The organism is Sinomonas notoginsengisoli (genome assembly GCF_021554725.1).
In the GTDB taxonomy this organism is placed as follows: Bacteria; Actinomycetota; Actinomycetes; order Actinomycetales; family Micrococcaceae; genus Sinomonas; species Sinomonas notoginsengisoli.
Map to the genome: position 1 here is coordinate 585,612 of NZ_JAIZDP010000001.1, position 19,076 is coordinate 604,687.

At 67.5% G+C, this 19,076-nt stretch carries 14 protein-coding genes and 2 tRNA genes; 8 read left to right on the forward strand and 8 right to left on the reverse strand.

Annotated elements, in window-relative coordinates; all coding sequences use genetic code 11:
• Positions 1 to 67: 67 nt before the first annotated feature.
• The 5 genes from serA to ilvD form a co-directional block, all read right to left on the reverse strand.
• On the reverse strand, positions 68 to 1,660 hold the full coding sequence (serA, locus tag LF262_RS02685; RefSeq protein ID WP_235778716.1) for a phosphoglycerate dehydrogenase: 1,593 nt from the start codon (positions 1,658 to 1,660) through the stop codon (positions 68 to 70).
• A gap of 128 nt (positions 1,661 to 1,788) precedes the next feature.
• Positions 1,789 to 2,814, reverse strand: a complete 1,026-nt coding sequence (gene ilvC, locus LF262_RS02690) for a ketol-acid reductoisomerase (protein ID WP_235778717.1) — start codon at positions 2,812 to 2,814, stop codon at positions 1,789 to 1,791.
• A 36-nt stretch (positions 2,815 to 2,850) separates the two neighbouring features.
• Complete coding sequence (ilvN, locus tag LF262_RS02695; RefSeq protein ID WP_235778718.1) at positions 2,851 to 3,363, reverse strand: acetolactate synthase small subunit; 513 nt, start codon at positions 3,361 to 3,363, stop codon at positions 2,851 to 2,853.
• A gap of 2 nt (positions 3,364 to 3,365) precedes the next feature.
• Positions 3,366 to 5,240: an acetolactate synthase large subunit gene (locus LF262_RS02700; protein ID WP_235778719.1), complete on the reverse strand. Its 1,875-nt coding sequence runs from the start codon at positions 5,238 to 5,240 to the stop codon at positions 3,366 to 3,368.
• Between the two features lie 296 nt (positions 5,241 to 5,536).
• Positions 5,537 to 7,264, reverse strand: a complete 1,728-nt coding sequence (gene ilvD / locus LF262_RS02705) for a dihydroxy-acid dehydratase (RefSeq protein WP_235778720.1) — start codon at positions 7,262 to 7,264, stop codon at positions 5,537 to 5,539.
• A 152-nt stretch (positions 7,265 to 7,416) separates the two neighbouring features.
• On the opposite strand from ilvD, the gene LF262_RS02710 reads away from it, so the two are divergent.
• A complete protein-coding gene (locus LF262_RS02710; protein WP_235778721.1) occupies positions 7,417 to 7,878 on the forward strand; it encodes a hypothetical protein in 462 nt (153 codons plus the stop codon).
• Positions 7,879 to 7,990: 112 nt separating this feature from the next.
• Here the strand turns inward: LF262_RS02710 and LF262_RS02715 are convergent.
• Positions 7,991 to 8,063 (reverse strand) — tRNA-Lys (locus tag LF262_RS02715).
• A 186-nt stretch (positions 8,064 to 8,249) separates the two neighbouring features.
• On the opposite strand from LF262_RS02715, the gene LF262_RS02720 reads away from it, so the two are divergent.
• The 7 genes from LF262_RS02720 (at position 8,250) to LF262_RS02750 (ending at position 17,316) form a co-directional block, all read left to right on the forward strand.
• Positions 8,250 to 8,744, forward strand: a complete 495-nt coding sequence (locus tag LF262_RS02720; protein ID WP_235778722.1) for a peroxiredoxin — start codon at positions 8,250 to 8,252, stop codon at positions 8,742 to 8,744.
• 28 nt (positions 8,745 to 8,772) lie between these two features.
• A tRNA-Leu gene (locus LF262_RS02725) sits at positions 8,773 to 8,854 on the forward strand.
• Positions 8,855 to 8,979: 125 nt separating this feature from the next.
• Positions 8,980 to 10,647: an ABC transporter substrate-binding protein gene (locus tag LF262_RS02730; RefSeq protein WP_235778723.1), complete on the forward strand. Its 1,668-nt coding sequence runs from the start codon at positions 8,980 to 8,982 to the stop codon at positions 10,645 to 10,647.
• A 116-nt stretch (positions 10,648 to 10,763) separates the two neighbouring features.
• Positions 10,764 to 12,254 carry a malate:quinone oxidoreductase gene (locus LF262_RS02735; RefSeq protein WP_235778724.1) on the forward strand — a complete coding sequence of 497 codons (1,491 nt, stop codon included), beginning with the start codon at positions 10,764 to 10,766 and terminating at the stop codon, positions 12,252 to 12,254.
• Between the two features lie 116 nt (positions 12,255 to 12,370).
• The gene (locus LF262_RS02740; protein ID WP_235778725.1) at positions 12,371 to 15,577 is read left to right on the forward strand and encodes an efflux RND transporter permease subunit; all 3,207 of its coding nucleotides are present in this window, start codon (positions 12,371 to 12,373) and stop codon (positions 15,575 to 15,577) included.
• A gap of 105 nt (positions 15,578 to 15,682) precedes the next feature.
• Complete coding sequence (locus LF262_RS02745; protein ID WP_235778726.1) at positions 15,683 to 16,813, forward strand: CE1758 family FMN-dependent luciferase-like monooxygenase; 1,131 nt, start codon at positions 15,683 to 15,685, stop codon at positions 16,811 to 16,813.
• A gap of 68 nt (positions 16,814 to 16,881) precedes the next feature.
• Positions 16,882 to 17,316 carry a MarR family winged helix-turn-helix transcriptional regulator gene (locus LF262_RS02750; RefSeq protein ID WP_235779279.1) on the forward strand — a complete coding sequence of 145 codons (435 nt, stop codon included), beginning with the start codon at positions 16,882 to 16,884 and terminating at the stop codon, positions 17,314 to 17,316.
• Between the two features lie 20 nt (positions 17,317 to 17,336).
• Here LF262_RS02750 and LF262_RS02755 read toward each other — a convergent pair whose 3' ends face one another.
• Both LF262_RS02755 and LF262_RS02760 read right to left on the reverse strand, forming a co-directional pair.
• Complete coding sequence (locus tag LF262_RS02755) at positions 17,337 to 18,140, reverse strand: transglutaminase-like domain-containing protein (RefSeq protein WP_235778727.1); 804 nt, start codon at positions 18,138 to 18,140, stop codon at positions 17,337 to 17,339.
• Between the two features lie 22 nt (positions 18,141 to 18,162).
• Positions 18,163 to 19,035, reverse strand: a complete 873-nt coding sequence (locus LF262_RS02760) for a hypothetical protein (protein ID WP_235778728.1) — start codon at positions 19,033 to 19,035, stop codon at positions 18,163 to 18,165.
• Positions 19,036 to 19,076: the final 41 nt, after the last annotated feature.

Sequence of the window (19,076 nt, forward strand, 5' to 3'; positions counted from 1 at the left end):
GGCGACCCCCACCGCGTGCGGTGAGGATCGCCGTCGTCCGTGCCCGCCGCTGGCGGCATGCGTTCGATCAGTCCTCGAGGTCGACCTCGCGCAGTACGGTCGCGCCGATCTCGCCCTTGACCGTGTCGAGGACGGTGGAGGGGATGGCGGAATCGACCGTGAGGAGGGCCATGGCCTGGCCCGTCGCGTCCGCCCGCGCGACCTGCATGCCGGCGATGTTGATCTCGTTCATGCCGAGGATGTGGCCGATCGTTCCGATGACGCCGGGGCGGTCCGAGTAGAACATGACCACAAGGTGCTCGGAGATGGGGATCTCGACGTCGTAGCCGTTGATGCCCACGAGCTTCTGGACCTGCTTCGGCCCGGTGAGGGTGCCGGCCACGGAGACCTGCGTGCCGTCCTGCAGGAGGCCGCGGATCGTGAGGACGTTGCGGTAGTCCTCGGCGTCCGTCGTGGTCAGGAGGCGCACGGCCACGCCGCGCTGCTCCGCGAGCACCGGCGCGTTGACGTAGGAGACCTTCTCCGACACGACATCGGTGAAGACGCCCTTCAACGCGGCGAGCTCGAGGGACTTCACGTCGAGTGCAGCGATCTCGCCGGCGACCTCCACGTCGATCTGGGTCACCGAGTCGTGGGCAAGCGCGGTGAAGATGCGCCCGAGCTTCTCGATGAGCGGGATGCCCGGACGGACCTCAGGCGCGATGACGCCGCCTGCGACGTTCACGGCGTCGGGCACGAGCTCGCCTGCGAGGGCGAGGCGTACGCTCTTGGCGACCGAGATGCCCGCCTTCTCCTGGGCCTCGTCGGTCGAGGCTCCGAGATGCGGGGTCACGACGACATTCTCATTGCCGAAGAACGGCAGGTCGGTGCTCGGCTCCTTGGCGAAGACGTCGATTCCGGCACCGCCGATCTGCCCGTCCTCGAGTGCCTGGGCGAGGGCCTCCTCGTCGACGAGGCCGCCGCGGGCCACGTTGACCACGTACGCGGTGGACTTCATCTTCGCAAACGCGTCCTTGCCGAGCATCCCCACGGTCTCCGGGGTCTTGGGCATGTGGATCGTGATGAAGTCGCTCTGGGCGAGGAGCTCGTCGAGGGTGACGAGCTTGACGTTGAGCTGCGCGGCGCGGGCGGCGGTCACGTACGGGTCGTACGCGAGGACCTCCATCTCGAACGCCTGCATGCGGGCGGCGACTAGGGCGCCGATGCGTCCGAGCCCTATCACGCCGAGCTTCTTGTCCAGGAGCTCCGTGCCAGCGTACTTGGAGCGCTTCCAGGCCCCGCCCTTGAGCGAGACGTTCGCCGCCGGGATGTTCCGCGCGAGGCTCAGGATGTGGCCACATGTGAGCTCGGCCGCCGAGACGATGTTCGAGGTCGGAGCGTTCACCACCATGACGCCTGCCTGGGTGGCGGCCTTGATGTCCACGTTGTCGAGACCGACGCCTGCGCGGGCGATGACCTTGAGCTTCTTCGCCGCCTCGATGGCTTCTGAGTCGAGCTGAGTCGCGGAGCGGATGAGGATCGCGTCCACGTCGGCTATTGCCGGCAGGAGCTGGGAGCGGTCGGCACCGTCGGTGTACCGGATCTCGAAGTCCGGGCCGAGCGCGGCGATGGTGGCGGGAGAGAGTTCTTCGGCGAGGAGGACGACGGGCTTGGTGGTCACTGGGGGCTCTCCAGATCAGGCAGGGGTGGGGCAGAGGGTGGCGGAACGGGGTGTGGTCTCGGGTCGGGTGCCGGCCCGGAGGCCGCAGCGGCGGGCGTTCGTCCCGCCCGCCGCTGCGGTCAATTGGGTCAGCGCGCGGCCGAGCCCTCGGTGTAGTCGGCGTCCTGCTGCTTCCAGGAGAAGTGGGAGCGCAGAGCGCGGCCAGTGGCCTCGATGGGGTGGCCGGCCTCCTTCTCGCGGAGCTCGAGGAACTCCTTGGCACCATTGTCCTGGTCGTCGATGAAGCGCTTCGCGAACGCACCGGACTGGATGTCCGCGAGGATCTCCTTCATCGACTCCTTGACGGCCGGGGAGATGACGCGCGGGCCGGAAACGTAGTCGCCGTACTCGGCGGTGTCGGAGATGCTCCAGCGCTGCTTGGCGATGCCGCCCTCCCACATGAGGTCCACGATGAGCTTGAGCTCGTGGAGAACCTCGAAGTAGGCGATCTCGGGCTGGTAGCCGGCCTCGGTCAGGGTCTCGAAGCCCGCCTGGACGAGGTGGGACACGCCACCGCAGAGCACGGCCTGCTCGCCGAAGAGGTCAGTCTCGGTCTCCTCGGTGAAGGTGGTCTTGATGACACCGGCGCGAGTGCCGCCGATCCCCTTCGCGTAGGACTTGGCGAGGTCCCAGGCCTTCCCCGAGGCGTCCTGCTCGACGGCGATGATATCCGGGATGCCGCGGCCGGCCACGAATTCGCGGCGTACGGTGTGGCCGGGGGCCTTGGGGGCAACCAGGATGACGTCGACGCCGGCCGGCGGCTGGATGTAGCCGAAGCGGATGTTGAAGCCATGTCCGAAGACGAGGGCGTCGCCTTCCTTGAGGGCGGCAGCGATCTCGTCGGCGTACAGGTGGCGCTGGACCTGGTCGGGGGCGAGGATCACGACGACGGCGGCCTCCTGCGCCGCCTCGCGCGGGGTCAGAACGCGCAGGCCCTGCTCCTCCGCCTTGGCACGGCTCTTGCTGCCCTGCTGAAGGCCGACGCGGACGTCGACGCCGGAGTCGCGCAGGTTGAGGGCATGGGCATGGCCCTGGCTGCCGTACCCGATCACGGCGACCTTCCGGCCCTGGATGATCGAGAGGTCTGCGTCGTCGTCGTAGTACAGCTCTGTCACTTCTTGTCTCCTTGACTTGGATTCAGGTAAGGGGGTCTAGCTGGCGCGGAGTGCGCGGTCGCTCATGGACCGCGAGCCGCGGCCGACCGCGAGCGTTCCGGACTGGACGATCTCGCGGACGCCGAACGGCTCGAGGACGCTCAGCAGCGCCTGGATCTTCTCGGTGGTGCCGGTGGCCTCGACGACGAGCGAATCGGTGGAGACGTCGACGATTGAGGCGCGGAACAGGTCCACGGCCTGTGTCACCTGCAGGCGTGTGACCGCGTCGGCCCGAACCTTGATGAGCAGGTGGTCCCGCTGGACCGAGCTCTCAGGGAGGAGCTCGACGATCTTGATGACGTTCACGAGCTTGTTCAGCTGCTTGGTCACCTGCTCGAGGAGATCGCCCTCGGCGTCCACCACCACGGTGACCCGTGAGACGCCGTCGACCTCCGTGGGGCCCACAGCGAGGGAGTGGATGTTGAACGCGCGGCGGGCGAAGAGACCCGCGACACGCGTCAGGACGCCGGGCTTGTCCTCGACCAGCACGGACAGGGTGTGGCGCGACATGCTCAGTCCTCCTCTTCCCAGTCGGGGGTGGAATTGCGGGCGACCTGGATGAGGTCGTTGCTGACGCCGGACGGCACCATAGGCCAGACCATCGCGTTGGGGCTGACCACGAAGTCGATGACCACGGGGCGGTCGTTGATCTCGAGGGCCTTGGCGATGGTGGCGTCGACGTCCTCCTCGCGCTCGACCCGGAAGGACGCGCAGCCATATGCCTCACCGAGCTTGACGAAGTCCGGGATGCGCACCGTGTCGGCGCCCGTCTGGAGGTCAGTGTTGGAGTACCGGCCGTCGTAGAAGAGCGTCTGCCACTGGCGGACCATGCCGAGCGAGGAGTTGTTGATGACCGCAACCTTGATCGGGATGTTGTTCAGGGCGCAGGTGGCGAGTTCCTGGTTCGTCATCTGGAAACAGCCGTCGCCGTCGATGGCCCAGACCACGCGGTCCGGATTGCCGACCTTGGCGCCCATCGCAGCGGGAACGGAATAGCCCATCGTGCCGAGGCCCGCCGAGTTGAGCCACGAGTGCGGCCGCTCGTACTTGATGAACTGCGCGGCCCACATCTGATGCTGGCCGACTCCCGCCACGTAGACGCCCTCGGGACCCGTGAGCTCGCCGATCCGCTGGATCACGTGCTGCGGCGTGAGGAGCCCGTCCTCGGCGTCGGTCCAGCCCAGGGGATAGTCCTCGCGCAGCTTGTCCAGGAAAGACCACCAGGCCGTGAGGTCCGGCGCGCCGTTCTTCCCATAGAGCCCCTTCAGAGTCTCGGAGATCTCGGGGAGGATCTCCTTGACCGAACCCACGATCGGAACGTCCGCGGCGCGGTTCTTGGAGATCTCGGCCGGATCGATGTCCGCGTGGATCACCTTGGCGTTCGGGGCGAACGTGCTCAGGACTCCGGTCACGCGATCGTCGAACCGCGCCCCGAGCGTGATGAGCAGGTCAGCCTGCTGCAGGGCCGTGACGGCCGCGACGCCACCGTGCATGCCGGGCATCCCAAGGTGCTGGCGGTGGGAGTCCGGGAACGCTCCCCGCGCGGTGAGGGTCGTGACGACCGGTGCACCCGTCGTTTCGGCGAGGGCCAGGAGCTCGGCCGAGGCATGGGCCTTGATCACGCCGCCGCCGACGTAGAGGACGGGCTTGGACGCCGAGGCGATGAGCTTCGCCGCCTCCCTGACCTGCTTGCTGTGGCCGCGGGTCACCGGTCGGTAGCCCGGGAGATCGATCTTCGGCGGCCAGCTGAACACCATCTTGGCCTGCTGGGCGTCCTTCGCCACGTCGACGAGCACGGGCCCGGGGCGGCCGGTCGAGGCGAGGTGGAATGCCTCGGCCAGGACCTGCGGGATGTTCGCGGCATTCGTGACCAGGAACGAGTGCTTCGTGATGGGCATGGTGATGCCCACGATGTCGGCTTCCTGGAAGGCGTCCGAGCCGATCACCGAGCTGGCAACCTGCCCGGTGATGGCTACGAGGGGGACAGAGTCCATGTGCGCGTCGGCGATCGCGGTCACGAGATTGGTGGCGCCCGGGCCCGACGTCGCAATGCAGACTCCCACACGCCCGGTGACCATCGCGTAGCCTTGGGCCGCGTGGCCTGCGCCCTGCTCGTGGCGCACGAGGATGTGGTTGATCTTGGAAGCCATCAGAGGGTCATAGGTCGGCAGGATCGCGCCGCCCGGGAGACCAAAGACATCATCCACGCCCAGTTCCTCGAGCGAGCGGACAATTGCTTCAGATCCAGTCATCTCGGTGGGCTCAACAACACGGTTGGGCCCCAAGACGGCAGAGGCAGAGTCGACGGTGTCGACAGGATCCGCGGCCTTGGCCGAGGACGGCTTCGAAGCCATCAGCGACGGGCTGATTGGCGTTCCTTTGCTCATCAGTCTCTTCCTTAGGATCTTCGTGGCGAAGGTTGTGTGCTCAGAAACGAAAAACCCCCCGGCCGCCTGGCGTCTCGAGGGGTTGCGCGTGACAGATCGTGCCAGACGGGCTCAGTGAGCCACGCGCTCGGCAACGACGACGACATCGAGCACCATGTTCGCCGGGTCGATCTGCATGCCCACAGTCTCGCGAATTGAGCTCTGGAGTGTCAATTTGGCCCATGGGCGTCTCAGGATACGGACAACAATCCAGCAAGTGAGATCCCCGTGTCGAGGGGACGCCCGAAGGCCAGGTTTCAGCCTAGGACGGCCCCCTCACTCGCAGAGTGGACGAGCTTGGCGTACTTCGAGAGCACACCCCGCGTGAACTTGGCCGGCAGCGGCGCCCAGCCCTCACGGCGGGAGGCGAGCTCCACGTCGTCGACGAGCAGGTCCAGCCTGCGGTTCGGGATGTCCACGCGCACGGGGTCTCCATCCCGCAGGAAGGCGATCGGCCCACCGTCGACCGCCTCGGGCGCCACATGGCCGATGCACAGGCCAGTCGTGCCGCCGGAGAAGCGGCCATCGGTGAGCAGGAGGACGTCTTTGCCGAGGCCCGCACCCTTGATCGCGCCCGTGATGGCGAGCATCTCCCGCATCCCGGGGCCGCCCTTGGGGCCCTCATAGCGGATGACGACGACATCACCTGCCGTGATGGCTCCGGCCTCGAGCGCTTCGAGGGCGCCCTGCTCCCGTTCGAACACCCGAGCGGTGCCTTCGAAGACTTCGGCGTCAAACCCGGCCGTCTTCACCACAGCGCCCTCCGGTGCCAGGGAGCCATGGAGAATGGAGAGTCCACCGGTGGCATGGATCGGGTTGTCCATGGCCCGCACAATCTTCCCGTCGAGGTCCGGCGGTGCGATCTCGGCGAGGTTCTCGGCCACGGTCCTGCCCGTGACCGTGAGCGCATCGCCGTGCAGCAGGCCAGCATCCAAGAGGGCACGCATGACAACAGGGACACCACCGACACGGTCGAGGTCGTACATGACGTACCGGCCGAACGGCTTGAGGTCTCCCAGATGCGGGACCCTGTCCCCGACACGGTTGAAGTCCTTCAGCTCCAGCTCGACCTCTGCCTCGCGCGCAATGGCGAGGAGGTGGAGCACCGAGTTGGTCGAGCCACCGAACGCCATGGTCACGGCAATCGCGTTCTCGAACGCCTCGCGCGTCAGGATGTCCCGCGCGGTGATCCCCTGCTTGAGGAGGTTCACGACCGCCTCGCCGGACCGGTGCGCGAACATGTCGCGCCGGCGGTCCGCGGAGGGCGGGGCGGCAGAGCCGGGCAGGGACATGCCCAGCGCCTCGGCGGCGCTGGCCATCGTGTTCGCTGTGTACATACCACCGCACGCACCCTCCCCCGGGCAGATGGCCCGCTCGATCCGGTCGAGGTCGCCGTGGGACATCCGGCCCGCGGCGCACGCGCCGACGGCCTCGAAGGCATCGATGAGGGTGACGTCCTTCTCCGTGCCGTCCTCGAGCTTCACCCAGCCCGGCATGATCGAGCCCGCGTAGAGGAACACGCTCGCGACGTCCAGACGCGCGGCAGCCATGAGCATGCCCGGCAGGGACTTGTCGCACCCGGCGAGCAGGATCTGTCCGTCGATGCGCTCAGCCTGCATGACCGTCTCGACCGAGTCCGCGATGATCTCCCGTGAGACGAGTGAGAAGTGCATGCCCTCGTGGCCCATGGAGATGCCGTCGGAGACGGAGATCGTGCCGAACTGCATGGGGAATCCGCCCGCCGCATGGACGCCTTCCTTTGCCGCCTTCGCCAACCGGTCGAGAGAGAGGTTGCAGGGAGTGATCTCGTTCCAGGAACTCGCGATGCCCACCTGGGGCTTGGCGAAGTCCTCGTCGCCGAAGCCGACGGCGCGCAGCATGCCGCGGGCTGGGGCTGCGTGGATGCCGTCGGTGACGACCCGGCTGCGTGGCTTGGAGTCGATGCCCTCGCGGGGGGCTGCCTGGGTCTGGCTCTGCTCGCTCATGGCCCACAGTCTAGGGCCCTCTCGTGATGTGGATCACGGACTTGAGACGAGGAATCCCCCAGCGAACGACGGCGAGTGCTCACCATGCGCGCAGACCCTCCGCCCGCAGCGGATCGGTACGTAGACTGACTGCGGAGAAAGGAGCACCCCTCGTGAGCAGCACAGTCTCGGACGATTCGTTCCCAAGGTCCGATAACGCGCTTAAGTCCTCTCTTCACCGCGTGTTCGACAGCCAGATTCCTAACTACGGCGACTACAACCTCGTCTGCGTGACTGAGTGCGGCGGCACGGTCTCGGGGCAAAGGGTGGGAATCCCGGTCCCCACCGGGCAGATCCTGGGTTACCGTCGGCGGCCCGTCGAGCTGGTCATGGCCCCCTTCCACCGCGAGACCCTTGCTCCCCTGGGCCAGCCGACGACGATCGACCTCACCAATCTCGCCTACGTCGCGGAAAGCGCTCCTGAAACGTTCGACGTCGCCACGAGCACCGGCCGGATCGTCACCTTTACGCTGCGTTCCGCCTGCACTCTGGGCCCGGAGCATGGTATGGCCTTGGGCCAAGATGAGGATGCCGCCGATCTGGCCGAATTCCTCCGCGAACTGATAGGGCTCTGAGGCCATCCAGCACTGAGTGGATGCTGGCCCCATATCCCGATGGCGGCATACCGATGCTGGCCTTTAAAACGCCGTGAGGACCCCGACTTCTGCCGGAGTCCTCAGACCTCTGTGCGCCCCCCGGGACTCGAACCCGGAACCCATTGATTAAGAGTCAATTGCTCTGCCAGTTGAGCTAGAGGCGCATATGCACTGCGGGCCGGTTTCGAACCATCTCCGTGCCCCGCAACGACATGAGACTCTACAGGAGTTCCTCAGGAATATGAAATCGACAGCGTGGACCGGGACGCGAGCTGATCGGGCGGATGTCGGCGTGAGCAAGCCGGTCCAGCGGGCGCCGCGGGCTGGCCGAATGCAGCTAGGCTCGGCTCGTGACTTCCTCTGGACCTGCCCACCGCCTTGCCGTGGGCGAGCCTGCGCCCGCCTTCTCGCTTCCGGACTCCGAGGGCGGCACTACGTCGCTCTCCGACCTCGTCGGGGCAAGGACCATCCTCTACTTCTTCCCCCAAGTCGATACCCCTGCGTGCACGCAGGAGGCCTGCGACTTCCGTGACGGACTCCCCGGTCTGGCCGCCGCTGGCCTGAGCGTCGTGGGGATCTCCCCCGACCCCCTTGAGGCCGTGCGGAAGTTCGCCGACGCGCAGGACCTTGGGTTCCGCCTGCTCGCCGATGCGGACCACGCTGTCTCGGAGGCCTACGGCACCTGGGGCGAAAAGCTCAACTACGGCCGCACCTACCAGGGCCTCATCCGCTCGACATTCGTGATCGGCGCAGACGGCAGGATCGAGCTCGCCCAGTACAACGTGCGGGCCAAGGGGCACGTGGCCAAGCTCCACCGAGACCTCAGGATCGGACCGGTAGACTGATCGGGTTGCCCCGCGATTGCGGGGCCGAGCGCGAGTGGTGGAATTGGCAGACACGCAGGATTTAGGTTCCTGTGTCCTAGGACGTGAGGGTTCAAGTCCCTCCTCGCGCACCGCCTCCGGCCCTTGCCGCCGCCTCGGTCGTTGCGTCCGTCGCGGTTATTCCAGGCCGAGCAGGTCGACACCCAATGAAGAGGGCGCCGGGCATGCGGCGGGGAGCGAAAGGCGTGGAGAATCCGTGAGTGGTTCGGGGACCATCAGGCGCAGGGAGCTGTTCCAGGCAGCGGCAGCGGCCGTCCTGCTCAGCGGGTGCACGGGATTGCCCTCCCCGGCACCCTCTCCCACAAAGAGCGGAGCGCCGGGGCAGACGGCGAAGTTCACGTTCGCCACCCCCGCTCCGCCCATCGGCTTGGATCCGGCCGTGACGCCAGACCTCGAGTCATGGCGCATCACCCGTCAGGTGCTCGAGTGCCTCGTGACCCCGGATCCCGACACCGGCGTGCCTGCACCGGCACTCGCCACGAAATGGTCGCAGGGCGCAGACCAGACGTCGTGGACGTTCACGCTGCGGGAGGGCGTGGTGTTCCACGACGGCACGCCCTTCAACGCCGCCGCCGTGAAGGCCAACTTCGACCGCTGGTACGCCTTCTCGCCGCAGTTCCGCTCGGTCCACCCGGGCCTCTCCTTCACGTCCGTCTTCAAGGCGCACTCGGATCAGGCGTCCCTCTCCCTCTACAAGGGCTGCACGGTGCTGAACGACCACGAGGTGCGGGTCGAATTGACGCAGCCCCTCACGAGCTTCCTTGCCGCCATGACGGCGCCGGCGTTCGCGATCTCCTCCCCGACGGCGCTCGCGGCCGGAACGGCAGATGTCGAGGACCAACTCTCCTCCGGGACGAAGGTCTCCAAGTACGGGCAGCACCCGGTCGGCACCGGACCGTTCCGATTCCGCGAGTGGACCAAGGACGCGGTGGTTCTCGAGAGCTCCGCGGACTACTGGGGTGAGCGGGGTCAGATCTCCGAGCTCTCATTCGTCGTGTACGACACCCCCCAGAGCCGCCTGCAGGCGCTGGTCGCGGGCCGGATCGACGGCTACGACGCCGTGACCGTCTCCAACATCGAGACGCTCGTCCGCAAGGGGTTCCAGGTAGTGCGCCGCGACCCGTTCTCCGTGGTCTACCTGGGGATGAACCAGGCGGTGCCCCTGCTCCAGAACGACAAGGTGCGCCAAGCGATCGCCATGAGCATCAGCAAGGATGCGGTCATCAAACCGCTCTTCCTCGAGGACACCAAGGCTGCCTCGCAGTTTGTCCCGCCCAAGCTCAGCGGCTTCAACCCCTCCGGCGGCTTCCCGTCCTACGATCCCGAGAAGGCCAAGCGGCTCCTGAGCGAAGCCGGGTACAAGGGCGAGGAACTCACCTTCTACTACCCCCGGAACGTGACGCGGCTGTACTTGCCGAACCCCGAGAAGGTGTACGCGGAGATCGCAGCGCAGCTGACGGTCCTAGGGCTGAACATCAAGCCCGTACCGATGGACTGGTCAGACGGCTATCTTCAGAAGGTCACGTCTCCGGGCGACCACGCCTTCCATCTGCTGGGTCGATACGGCACTTACGCCGACCCGGACGACTTCCTCGCTCCGCTGTTCGGCGCGAAGAACGGCGAGTTCGGCTTCTTCGACGCCCAGATCTTCAGCAAGATCGAGCGCGCGCGAGGCCTGCCGGACGGGACCGAGCGGACGCAGGCCTACCAGAACATCAACGGCCAGATCGGCTCGACGGTGCCCGCGGTCCCGATCGCCTTCCCCATCTCGGCCGTGGCGGTCTCGGCACGCGTGGCCACCTATCCAGCCTCGCCGGTGCTCAACGAGCCCTTCAACCACGTCAAGCTCGCCTCTGGAGCATGAACGCACAAGGGCAAAAAACCTGCGCGGAGGACTTGACTGCACGACCTTGAAGGATTTAACGATTCCGCCGGGCGAGGGATATTCTGCCACTGGTCCATTTGTGCAGGGAGACTTCAGTGACCTTCATTTCCACCACGCGATCTGCCGATGTCGTCCTCATCGGCGGGGGCATCATGAGCGCCACCCTCGGCGCATTCCTCAAGAAGCTGGAACCTAGCTGGAGCATCGTGCTCTTCGAGCGCCTCGACGAGGTGGGGCTCGAGAGCTCGGGGCCGTGGAACAACGCGGGCACTGGGCACGCGGCTTACTGCGAGCTCAACTACACGCCTCAGGCCAAGGACGGGTCCATCAATCCAGCGAAGGCGCTGGGCATCAACGAGGGCTACCAGCTCTCGCGCCAGTTCTGGTCGCACCTCGTCGACGACGGCAGCATCGGCGACCCGGCGGACTTCATCCACAACGTGCCCCATATGAGCTTCGTGATCGGCGATGCCCAAGCGGACTTCCTCAAGGCCCGCTACAAGGCCCTCCACCCGAACACCCTCTTCTCATCGATGGAGTACAGCGAGGACCCGGCGCAGATTGCCGCATGGGCTCCACTCGTCATGGGTGGCCGGGGTTCCGGCCGCGTCGCCGCAACGCGCGTGGCCGAGGGCACCGATGTCGATTTCGGCAGGCTCTCGAAAGAGCTCGTGGGCTTCCTCGGGCGCAACGGGGTTGAGATCAACTACGGCACCGATGTCACGGGTCTGGAGCGTTCGCGAGGCGGATGGAGCGTCGCCACAAAGCACAGGGCCTCTGGCGAGCGGGGCGGCATCCACGCCAAGTTCGTCTTCGTGGGTGCCGGCGGCGGTGCCCTGCACCTCCTCCAGGCCTCCGGGATCGCGGAGAGCAAGGGCTACGGCGGGTTCCCGGTCTCGGGGCAGTTCCTGCGCAGCACTGACGACTCGATCACGTCCACGCACAACGCCAAGGTCTATGGCCAAGCATCCGTCGGCGCCCCGCCCATGTCCGTTCCACACCTCGACACGCGCTATGTCGACGGCAAGCGCTCCCTGCTGTTCGGGCCCTACGCGGGCTTCTCCACAAACTTCCTCAAGCACGGCTCCCTCTGGGACCTTCCGGGCTCGATCCGGCCCAGCAACGTCATCCCGATGCTGGCCGTGGCCAAGGACAACATGGATCTCACGGCGTACCTCGTCAAGGAGGTCGTCAGGAGCCGCGACGCGAAGATCGACGCACTGCGCGAATACTTCCCCAAGGCGTCGGGCGACGGTTGGGAGCTCATCACGGCCGGCCAGCGGGTCCAGATCATCAAGAAGGACTCGGCCAAGGGCGGCGTCCTCCAGTTCGGCACCGAAGTGATCACCTCCCGTGACGGCTCGATCGGCGCTCTTCTCGGTGCCTCCCCGGGCGCATCGACGGCGGTGCCGATCATGCTCGAGCTCATGCAGCGCTGCTTCCCGAAGAATTTCAAGGGGTGGGAGCCCAGGCTGGCAGAGATCATGCCCGGCTACGGCGTCAAGCTCAACGACAACCCCGACCTCGCGGCACAGGTCGCGGCCACCACCGCCGCGTCCCTCGGCCTCACCGCCGCTGCGCACTGAAGGCCTGACAACCGGCGGCCCGCGCCCCACCCCGACCGGGTGGGCGCGGGCCGCAGGTGACTCCGGGGGCCCTGCCCCTGACCTCGACCCGCGATAGAACCTCGAAGGGGGCCAACATGTTCCGCCTCGCCCGTCTCTCCATGGCGAACAAGGCCCTGATCGCGCTCATCACGGTTTTCGCTGCCGTGTTCGGCGTCATTACCGCCGGCAACCTCAAGCAGGAGCTAATCCCCTCGATCGAGTTCCCCCAGCTCACCGTCGTCTCGTCGATGCCCGGGGCGTCGCCTGAGGTCATCGACAAGCAGGTGGGCCAGCCTCTCGAACGGGCGCTCCAGGCGGTCGAAGGCCTCGAGAGCTCCGCCTCGACGTCCCGGACGGGGATATCGACGATCCGCCTTTCCTTCACCTACGGGACCAACCTCGACCGAGCCCGCAATCAGATGGACCGCGCGATCTCGACCGTGAAGCGGCAGCTGCCCGCCGACGTCGAGCCCCAGACAGTCGCAGGCAGCATCTCGGACTTCCCAATCGTCTTCCTCGCGGCCTCGAGCGAGAAGTCGCTGAGCGAGCTCAACTCCCAGCTCGCCGAGATTGCCGTGCCCAAGATCCAGAAGATCGCAGGCGTTCGGGGGGCCGATGTGACCGGCGGCGCCACCCGGCACCTGCAGATCACCCCTGATCCCGCCAAGATGGGCGCCCGCGGGGTCGATCCCGGATCCATCAAGACGGCGCTGCAGAACAACGGGTCCCTCACCCCGATCGGCACGGTCCAGGGCGAAGGGAGGACGCTTTCGCTCCAGGCAGGCAGCCCGCTCGACTCGACCGACGCCGTCGGAGCGCTCCCCCTCACTGGGGCCAAGACACCCACGGCGATCCGCGATGTCGCGAGCGTAGCCCTTGAGGACGACGCCGCAACGTCGATCACCCGTACCGACGGCAGGCCTACCCTCGCCCTCTCGGTGACCAAGAAGCCCGAGGGCGACGCGGTCGCCATCTCCCACGCTGTGCGGGACCTCATTCCCCAGCTCCAAGCCGAGCTCGGCTCGAACGCCAAGCTCACCACCGTATTCGACCAGGCCCCGTTCATCGAGAAGTCCATCAAGGACCTCACTACCGAAGGCCTTCTGGGGCTCGGATTCGCGGTGCTGACGATCCTCGTCTTCCTGCTCTCGGTCCGCTCGACGCTCGTGACGGCCGTCTCGATTCCGCTGTCCCTGCTGATCACCTTCATTGGCCTGTACGCCACGAAGTACTCCCTGAACCTCCTCACTCTCGGCGCGCTCACCATCGCTATCGGCCGTGTGGTTGACGATTCGATCGTGGTCATCGAGAACATCAAGCGGCACCTCTCCTACGGCGAGGAGAAGACGACGGCGATCCTCGCCGGCGTTCGCGAGGTCGCTGGGGCAGTGACCGCCTCAACCCTGACCACTGTGGCAGTCTTCCTCCCGATCGCGTTCGTCGGCAGCCTGGCCGGCGAGCTGTTCCGCCCGTTCGCCCTCACCGTCACGATCGCGCTCCTCGCCTCCCTCGCGGTCTCCCTCACGATCGTCCCAGTGCTCGCCTACTGGTTCCTGGGCCACCGGGCCGCCAGGGGCATCGACCCCGCCGAGGCACGGGCCGAGGCACAGGAGAAGGAGAAGTCCTCCCGCCTCCAGCGCGGCTACCTGCCGATCCTCCACACCACCCAGCGGCACCCGGTCATTACGCTCGCCGCGGGGGTGCTCGTCCTCGGGGCAACCTTCGCAATGACACCCCTGCTACAGACGAACCTCCTCAGCGGCACCGGCGAGAATTCCTTCACTGTGCGCCAGACGATGCCCGCGGGCACGAGCCTGACGGCGACTGGGACAGCCGCCGGCCGCGTCGAGGAAGTCCTCCGGGGGACGGACGGCGTCACCACAGTCCAGTCCACGATCGGCAACTCGACGACCGGATTCGGCACCTTCCTCTCCGCGGGCGCGTCGAGCGCGACCTTCACCGTCATCACGGACGAGTCGCACGATCAGGGGGCTCTCCAGGCCAAGGTGCGTGACGCCGTCGGCCGCCTCGACGGGGCCGGCAGGATCACTGTGGGATCCCAGCAGGGCGGCTTCGGCACCTCCTCGACCGTTGACGTGACGGTCAAAGCGCCCGACGCCGACTCGCTCACCGCCGCGAACGACGTCGTCATGAAGGCCCTGGGCGACCTGCCGGGTGCAACCGACGTCACGAGCAACCTCATAGGCGGGCAGCCCGTGGTCCAAGTCCGGGTGGACCGGGCCAAGGCGGCCGCAGCCAATCTCAACGAACAGCAGATCGCGGGCGCGCTGGCCGCGAGCGCGAGCCCGGTGCCGGCCGGCACCGTGCGCTTCGGCACCACCGACTATCCGGTGCGGATCGGCCGCGGGACGCCGTTCGCCAGCGTGGACGCGGTGAAGAACACACCGATCCCGGGTGCGCCGGGGGGACTCACGCTCGCTGCGATCGCGACCGTCGAGCAGGCTGACGTCCCCGTCACGGTGACGAGCACCTCGGGCCAGCGCACCGCGACGGTCTCCGTGTCACCCCAGGACACCAACCTCGGAACGGTGAGCGCCGAGGTGCAGCGCCGTGTCTCCGGATTGGCCCTCGAGCGGGATGCGACGGCGAGCGTGGGCGGCGCGAGCGCCCAGCAGGCCGAGTCGTTCAGGCAACTGGGGCTCGCACTGCTCGCCGCGATCGCGATCGTCTACGTGATCATGGTGGCGGCGTTCAAGAGCCTCATCCAGCCGCTCCTGCTCCTCGTCTCGATCCCGTTCGCCGCGACGGGGGCCATCGGGGCACTGCTGGCGGCCAGAATCCCGCTCGGGCTGCCCGGCCTCATCGGCATGCTCATGCTCGTGGGCATTGTGGTGACCAATGCGATCGTGCTGATCGACCTCATCAACCAGTACCGCCGGCCGGGGCCCGGCCGTCCTGCACTGGACCTGGCGGAGGCGATCGAGCGCGGGGCGCGGCAGCGCCTGCGGCCGATCCTCATGACCGCACTCGCGACCGTGTTCGCCCTCACGCCCATGGCGCTGGGCCTCACGGGCGGTGGCGGCTTCATCGCGCAGCCGCTAGCCGTCGTCGTGGTCGGCGGGCTCGTGTCCTCGACAGCCCTCACGCTCATCCTCGTCCCCGTGCTGTACCGGCTCGTCGAGGGGCGCCTCGAGAGGCGCCGGCTCCTGCGCGACCTCAAGCGGACACCGGCGGTCCGCGAGCGGGAGAAGGACGGGGGCAGGACCGAAGCGGAGCTCGACGGCGACTGGACCACCGGCGCCGTGCCGAGGGTGAGCGGACGCCGCGTCGCGAAGGGCTGAATCCGGCGAGGGAATGATCCGGCGAGCGCGCCCGTTGAGATAGATGCAAATGCATTTACCTCAGACTCCGCAGCGGCCACGGGCCGGGCAAGGAAAGGTCATCCCATGCAGTTCGGCATCTTCAGCGTCGGCGATGTCACGCTCGATCCCACCACGGGCCACATGCCCACTGAAGGAGAGCGGATCCAGGCGATCGTGAAGATCGCCAAGCATGCCGAGGAGGTGGGCCTCGACGTCTTCGCGACCGGCGAGCACCACAACCCACCGTTCTACCCGAGCTCCCCCACCACACTCCTGGGCTACATCGGGGCACAGACCGAGAAGCTCATCCTCTCGACCACCACAACCCTGATCACAACCAATGACCCGGTCAAGATCGCCGAGGACTTCGGCATGCTCCAGCACCTCGTGGGCGGCCGGACGGACCTGGTGCTGGGCCGCGGCAACACTGCTCCGGTCTACCCATGGTTCGGCAAGAGCCCGCAGGACTCCCTTGAGCTCACCATCGAGAACTACGCACTGCTGCGCCGACTCTGGGACGAGGAGACCATCACGTGGAGCGGCAAGTTCCGCACTCCACTGCACAACTTCACCGCAACTCCCCGCCCGCTCGACGAGGTTCCTCCGTTCGTGTGGCACGGCTCGATCCGGACCCCGCAGATCGCAGAACTCGCGGCGTACTACGGCGACGGCTTCTTCGCCAACAACATCTTCTGGCCGAAGGAGCACTACATCCGGCTCATCAACCTCTACCGTGAACGGTTCGAGCACTACGGCCACGGTAAGGCCCATCAGGCAATCGTTGGCCTCGGCGGCCAGTTCTTCATGCGCAAGAACTCCCAGGACGCCAAGCGCGAGTTCCGCCCCTACTTCGACAACGCCCCCGTCTACGGGCACGGTCCCTCCATGGAGGACTTCACGGCCCAGACCCCGCTGACGGTGGGCAGCCCAGCTGAGTTCGTCGAGAAGACCCTCGCGTTCCGCGACTACTTCGGTGACTACCAGCGCCAACTCTTCCTCGTTGATCACGCGGGCCTGCCCCTCAAGACCGTGCTCGAACAGCTGGACCTGCTGGGCGAGGTGCTCCCGGAGCTCAAGGCAGGCTTCGCCGAGGGCCGCCCGGCGGACGTCCCGGAAGGCCCTACCCATGCCTCGCTCGTCGCCGCCAAGCGCGCGGCGACCGCCGCTTCCGAGGCGGCTGCAGCTGAGCCCCTCGAGGAGGCGGCGGCAAAGTGAGCGCAGTGCCCGCTGGGGGCGGGACTGTCTCCAGCCTGCCCCCAGCGCAGGTTCCTTCCCTGCGGGAGATGTCCGAGGCGTGGGAGTCCCTCTTCCGCGCCCAGGTGGCCGTGATGCGCCGCCTCCAGCGGGACCCTGCCTTCAGGACGCTGGGCATCAACGCCTATGACGTCCTGTTCACGCTGAGCTCCTGCGAGGGGCATTGCCTCAGGCTCAATGAGCTCAACGACCACGTCCTGCTCGCCCAGTCCAGCCTCTCCCGGCTGGTGGAGCGGCTCGAGAAGCAGGGACTGGTGTCCCGCGAGAGCACGCCGTCAGACGGCCGCGGCGTCGTCGTCCGGCTCACGGAGGAGGGTGCGCGGCTGCAGCGCGAGATAGGGCGCGCGCACGTGCGGGAGATCGGCCGCATCATGGGCGGTGCGCTCGACGCCGCGGAGCTGGCCGAGCTGAGGGACCTCACCGCAAGGCTGCGCGCCCACGTCATGGGCCGGCATCCGCTCTGAGGCGCCTCCCGTGACGCGACTCAGGAGAGGCACACGCGCGTGCCCGGGTCCTCGGACGGCAGCTCGTCCGCCTCGGCCGTGACGCTCAGCCGGTTGAGAGTGAGGCGGCCGCCCACTGTCGAGAGGAACGCCGTGTCCGACGAGTCCCGCCCCGCGGTGATGCGCAGCATCGCGGCTCTCGGCGCGAGGCCCGTGGGGTCGATGGCATGCCATGCGCCGTCAACACAGGCCTCGGCGACGGCGTGGAAATCCATGGGCACCAGGCCCGGCGCGTACACGGCTGCGAGGCGGGCGGGGACGTCTTTCGCGCGCAGCAGCGCGATCGCGAGATGGGCGAAGTCCCGGCATACCCCTTGTCGGTGCAGGAGCGTCTCCACGGCGCCGTCCGTCCCTCGGGACGAGCCGCTCACGTAGGCGAGCTGGGCATGGACCCATTCGCGCACGGCCTCGACCAGCTCGTAGCCCTCGAGGGAGCCGAATTGGGCGTACGAGATCGGCAGGAGCCGGTCGCTCTCAGCGTACCGGCTCGGGCGCACGTAGCGGATGAGCTCCATCTCGTCGATGGGCTCCGGCGCGCTGGCCCCCACAACCCGGGCGCTGTATTCGACCTCGACCTCCGCAGGCTCGGACAGTTCGAGCACGTGAAACCGCCCGCCGTGCCCGCCGCGCAGCTCGCGCGGTTCAACCCGTTCGCCGTCCGCTGTCACCACGAGGTCTTCCTCGAAGGAGGCAAAGCCGGGCTGACGGGCGACCGCGATCGCCATCGCGAGCTTGGTCCGCGCCACGGTGGTGAACGACAGATGGGCACCGACGGTGCGCTGCATGGGGCTCCAGGAGTGTTAGTTCTCAGGTGAAGGCCAGCGACATGATCATGCGCTGCGCGTCCGCGAAGTCGCCCGAGTCACGGACGTAGGCCGACGCCTGAGCAAGGCTATCGAAAGATTTCAGCGGCGCAACCTTCGTCTCCGTCGAGGGTGGCGCGACCTCCGTGGTGTCGGCGAACGAGTATCCGCCGATGCCCGCGGGGCCCGGGACGAGGTTGCTCAGCTGGCACGCCTTGCCGTCCTGGGCCGCAGTGGCGAGGGCCGTGAGGCCGAAAGAGCCGAAGAACTTGTAGCCCTGGATCACGCGGAACACGAACCTCGGCGTGATGACGTTCGGGCCGTCTGCGAACGGGACCTTGGCTGGAACGCTGTTCAACACGGAGTACACCTTGGCCTGGGCAGGGTCGCACGCTGCGGTGGAGGGGACGGGCAGCCCGGTGGCGAGGGCGGCGACGAACGTCCCGTCCCGCTTCTTGACCTCGAGGCGCAGGGAACCAGGTGCCGCACCGGGAGCGGGATCGGTGGACTGGACGATCCAGGCGGCAGGAAGCTCGAACCTGACCTTCTTGGCTGGGTCCGTGTACGTCTTCCACTCGGTGCTCGTGGCGCCCGGTGAGGGTGTTCCGCTGCCCCGGGCAGTGGCGGCCGACGACGCGGCGGAACCGCTCGCCGCCGGCCCACCTGGCGTGGGGCCCCCGGGAGCGGCCGTCGCCGAGGACGTTCCACTCGCCACCCCAGTCCATACGGGAGCGCCCGAGCCGGCGCCGCACCCTGCCAGGATGAGGGCCAGGAGCGCCGCACCGCCGGCCGCCAGGATCCTGATGGGCGCGCGGCGGGTCACGCGTGCAGCCCCGGAGAATCCTCGACGGCGTCCAGTGCGGGAATCGGAGACCATGCCCCACACCCTAGCGAAGGCCCATGGGCGTAGTCTGGCGC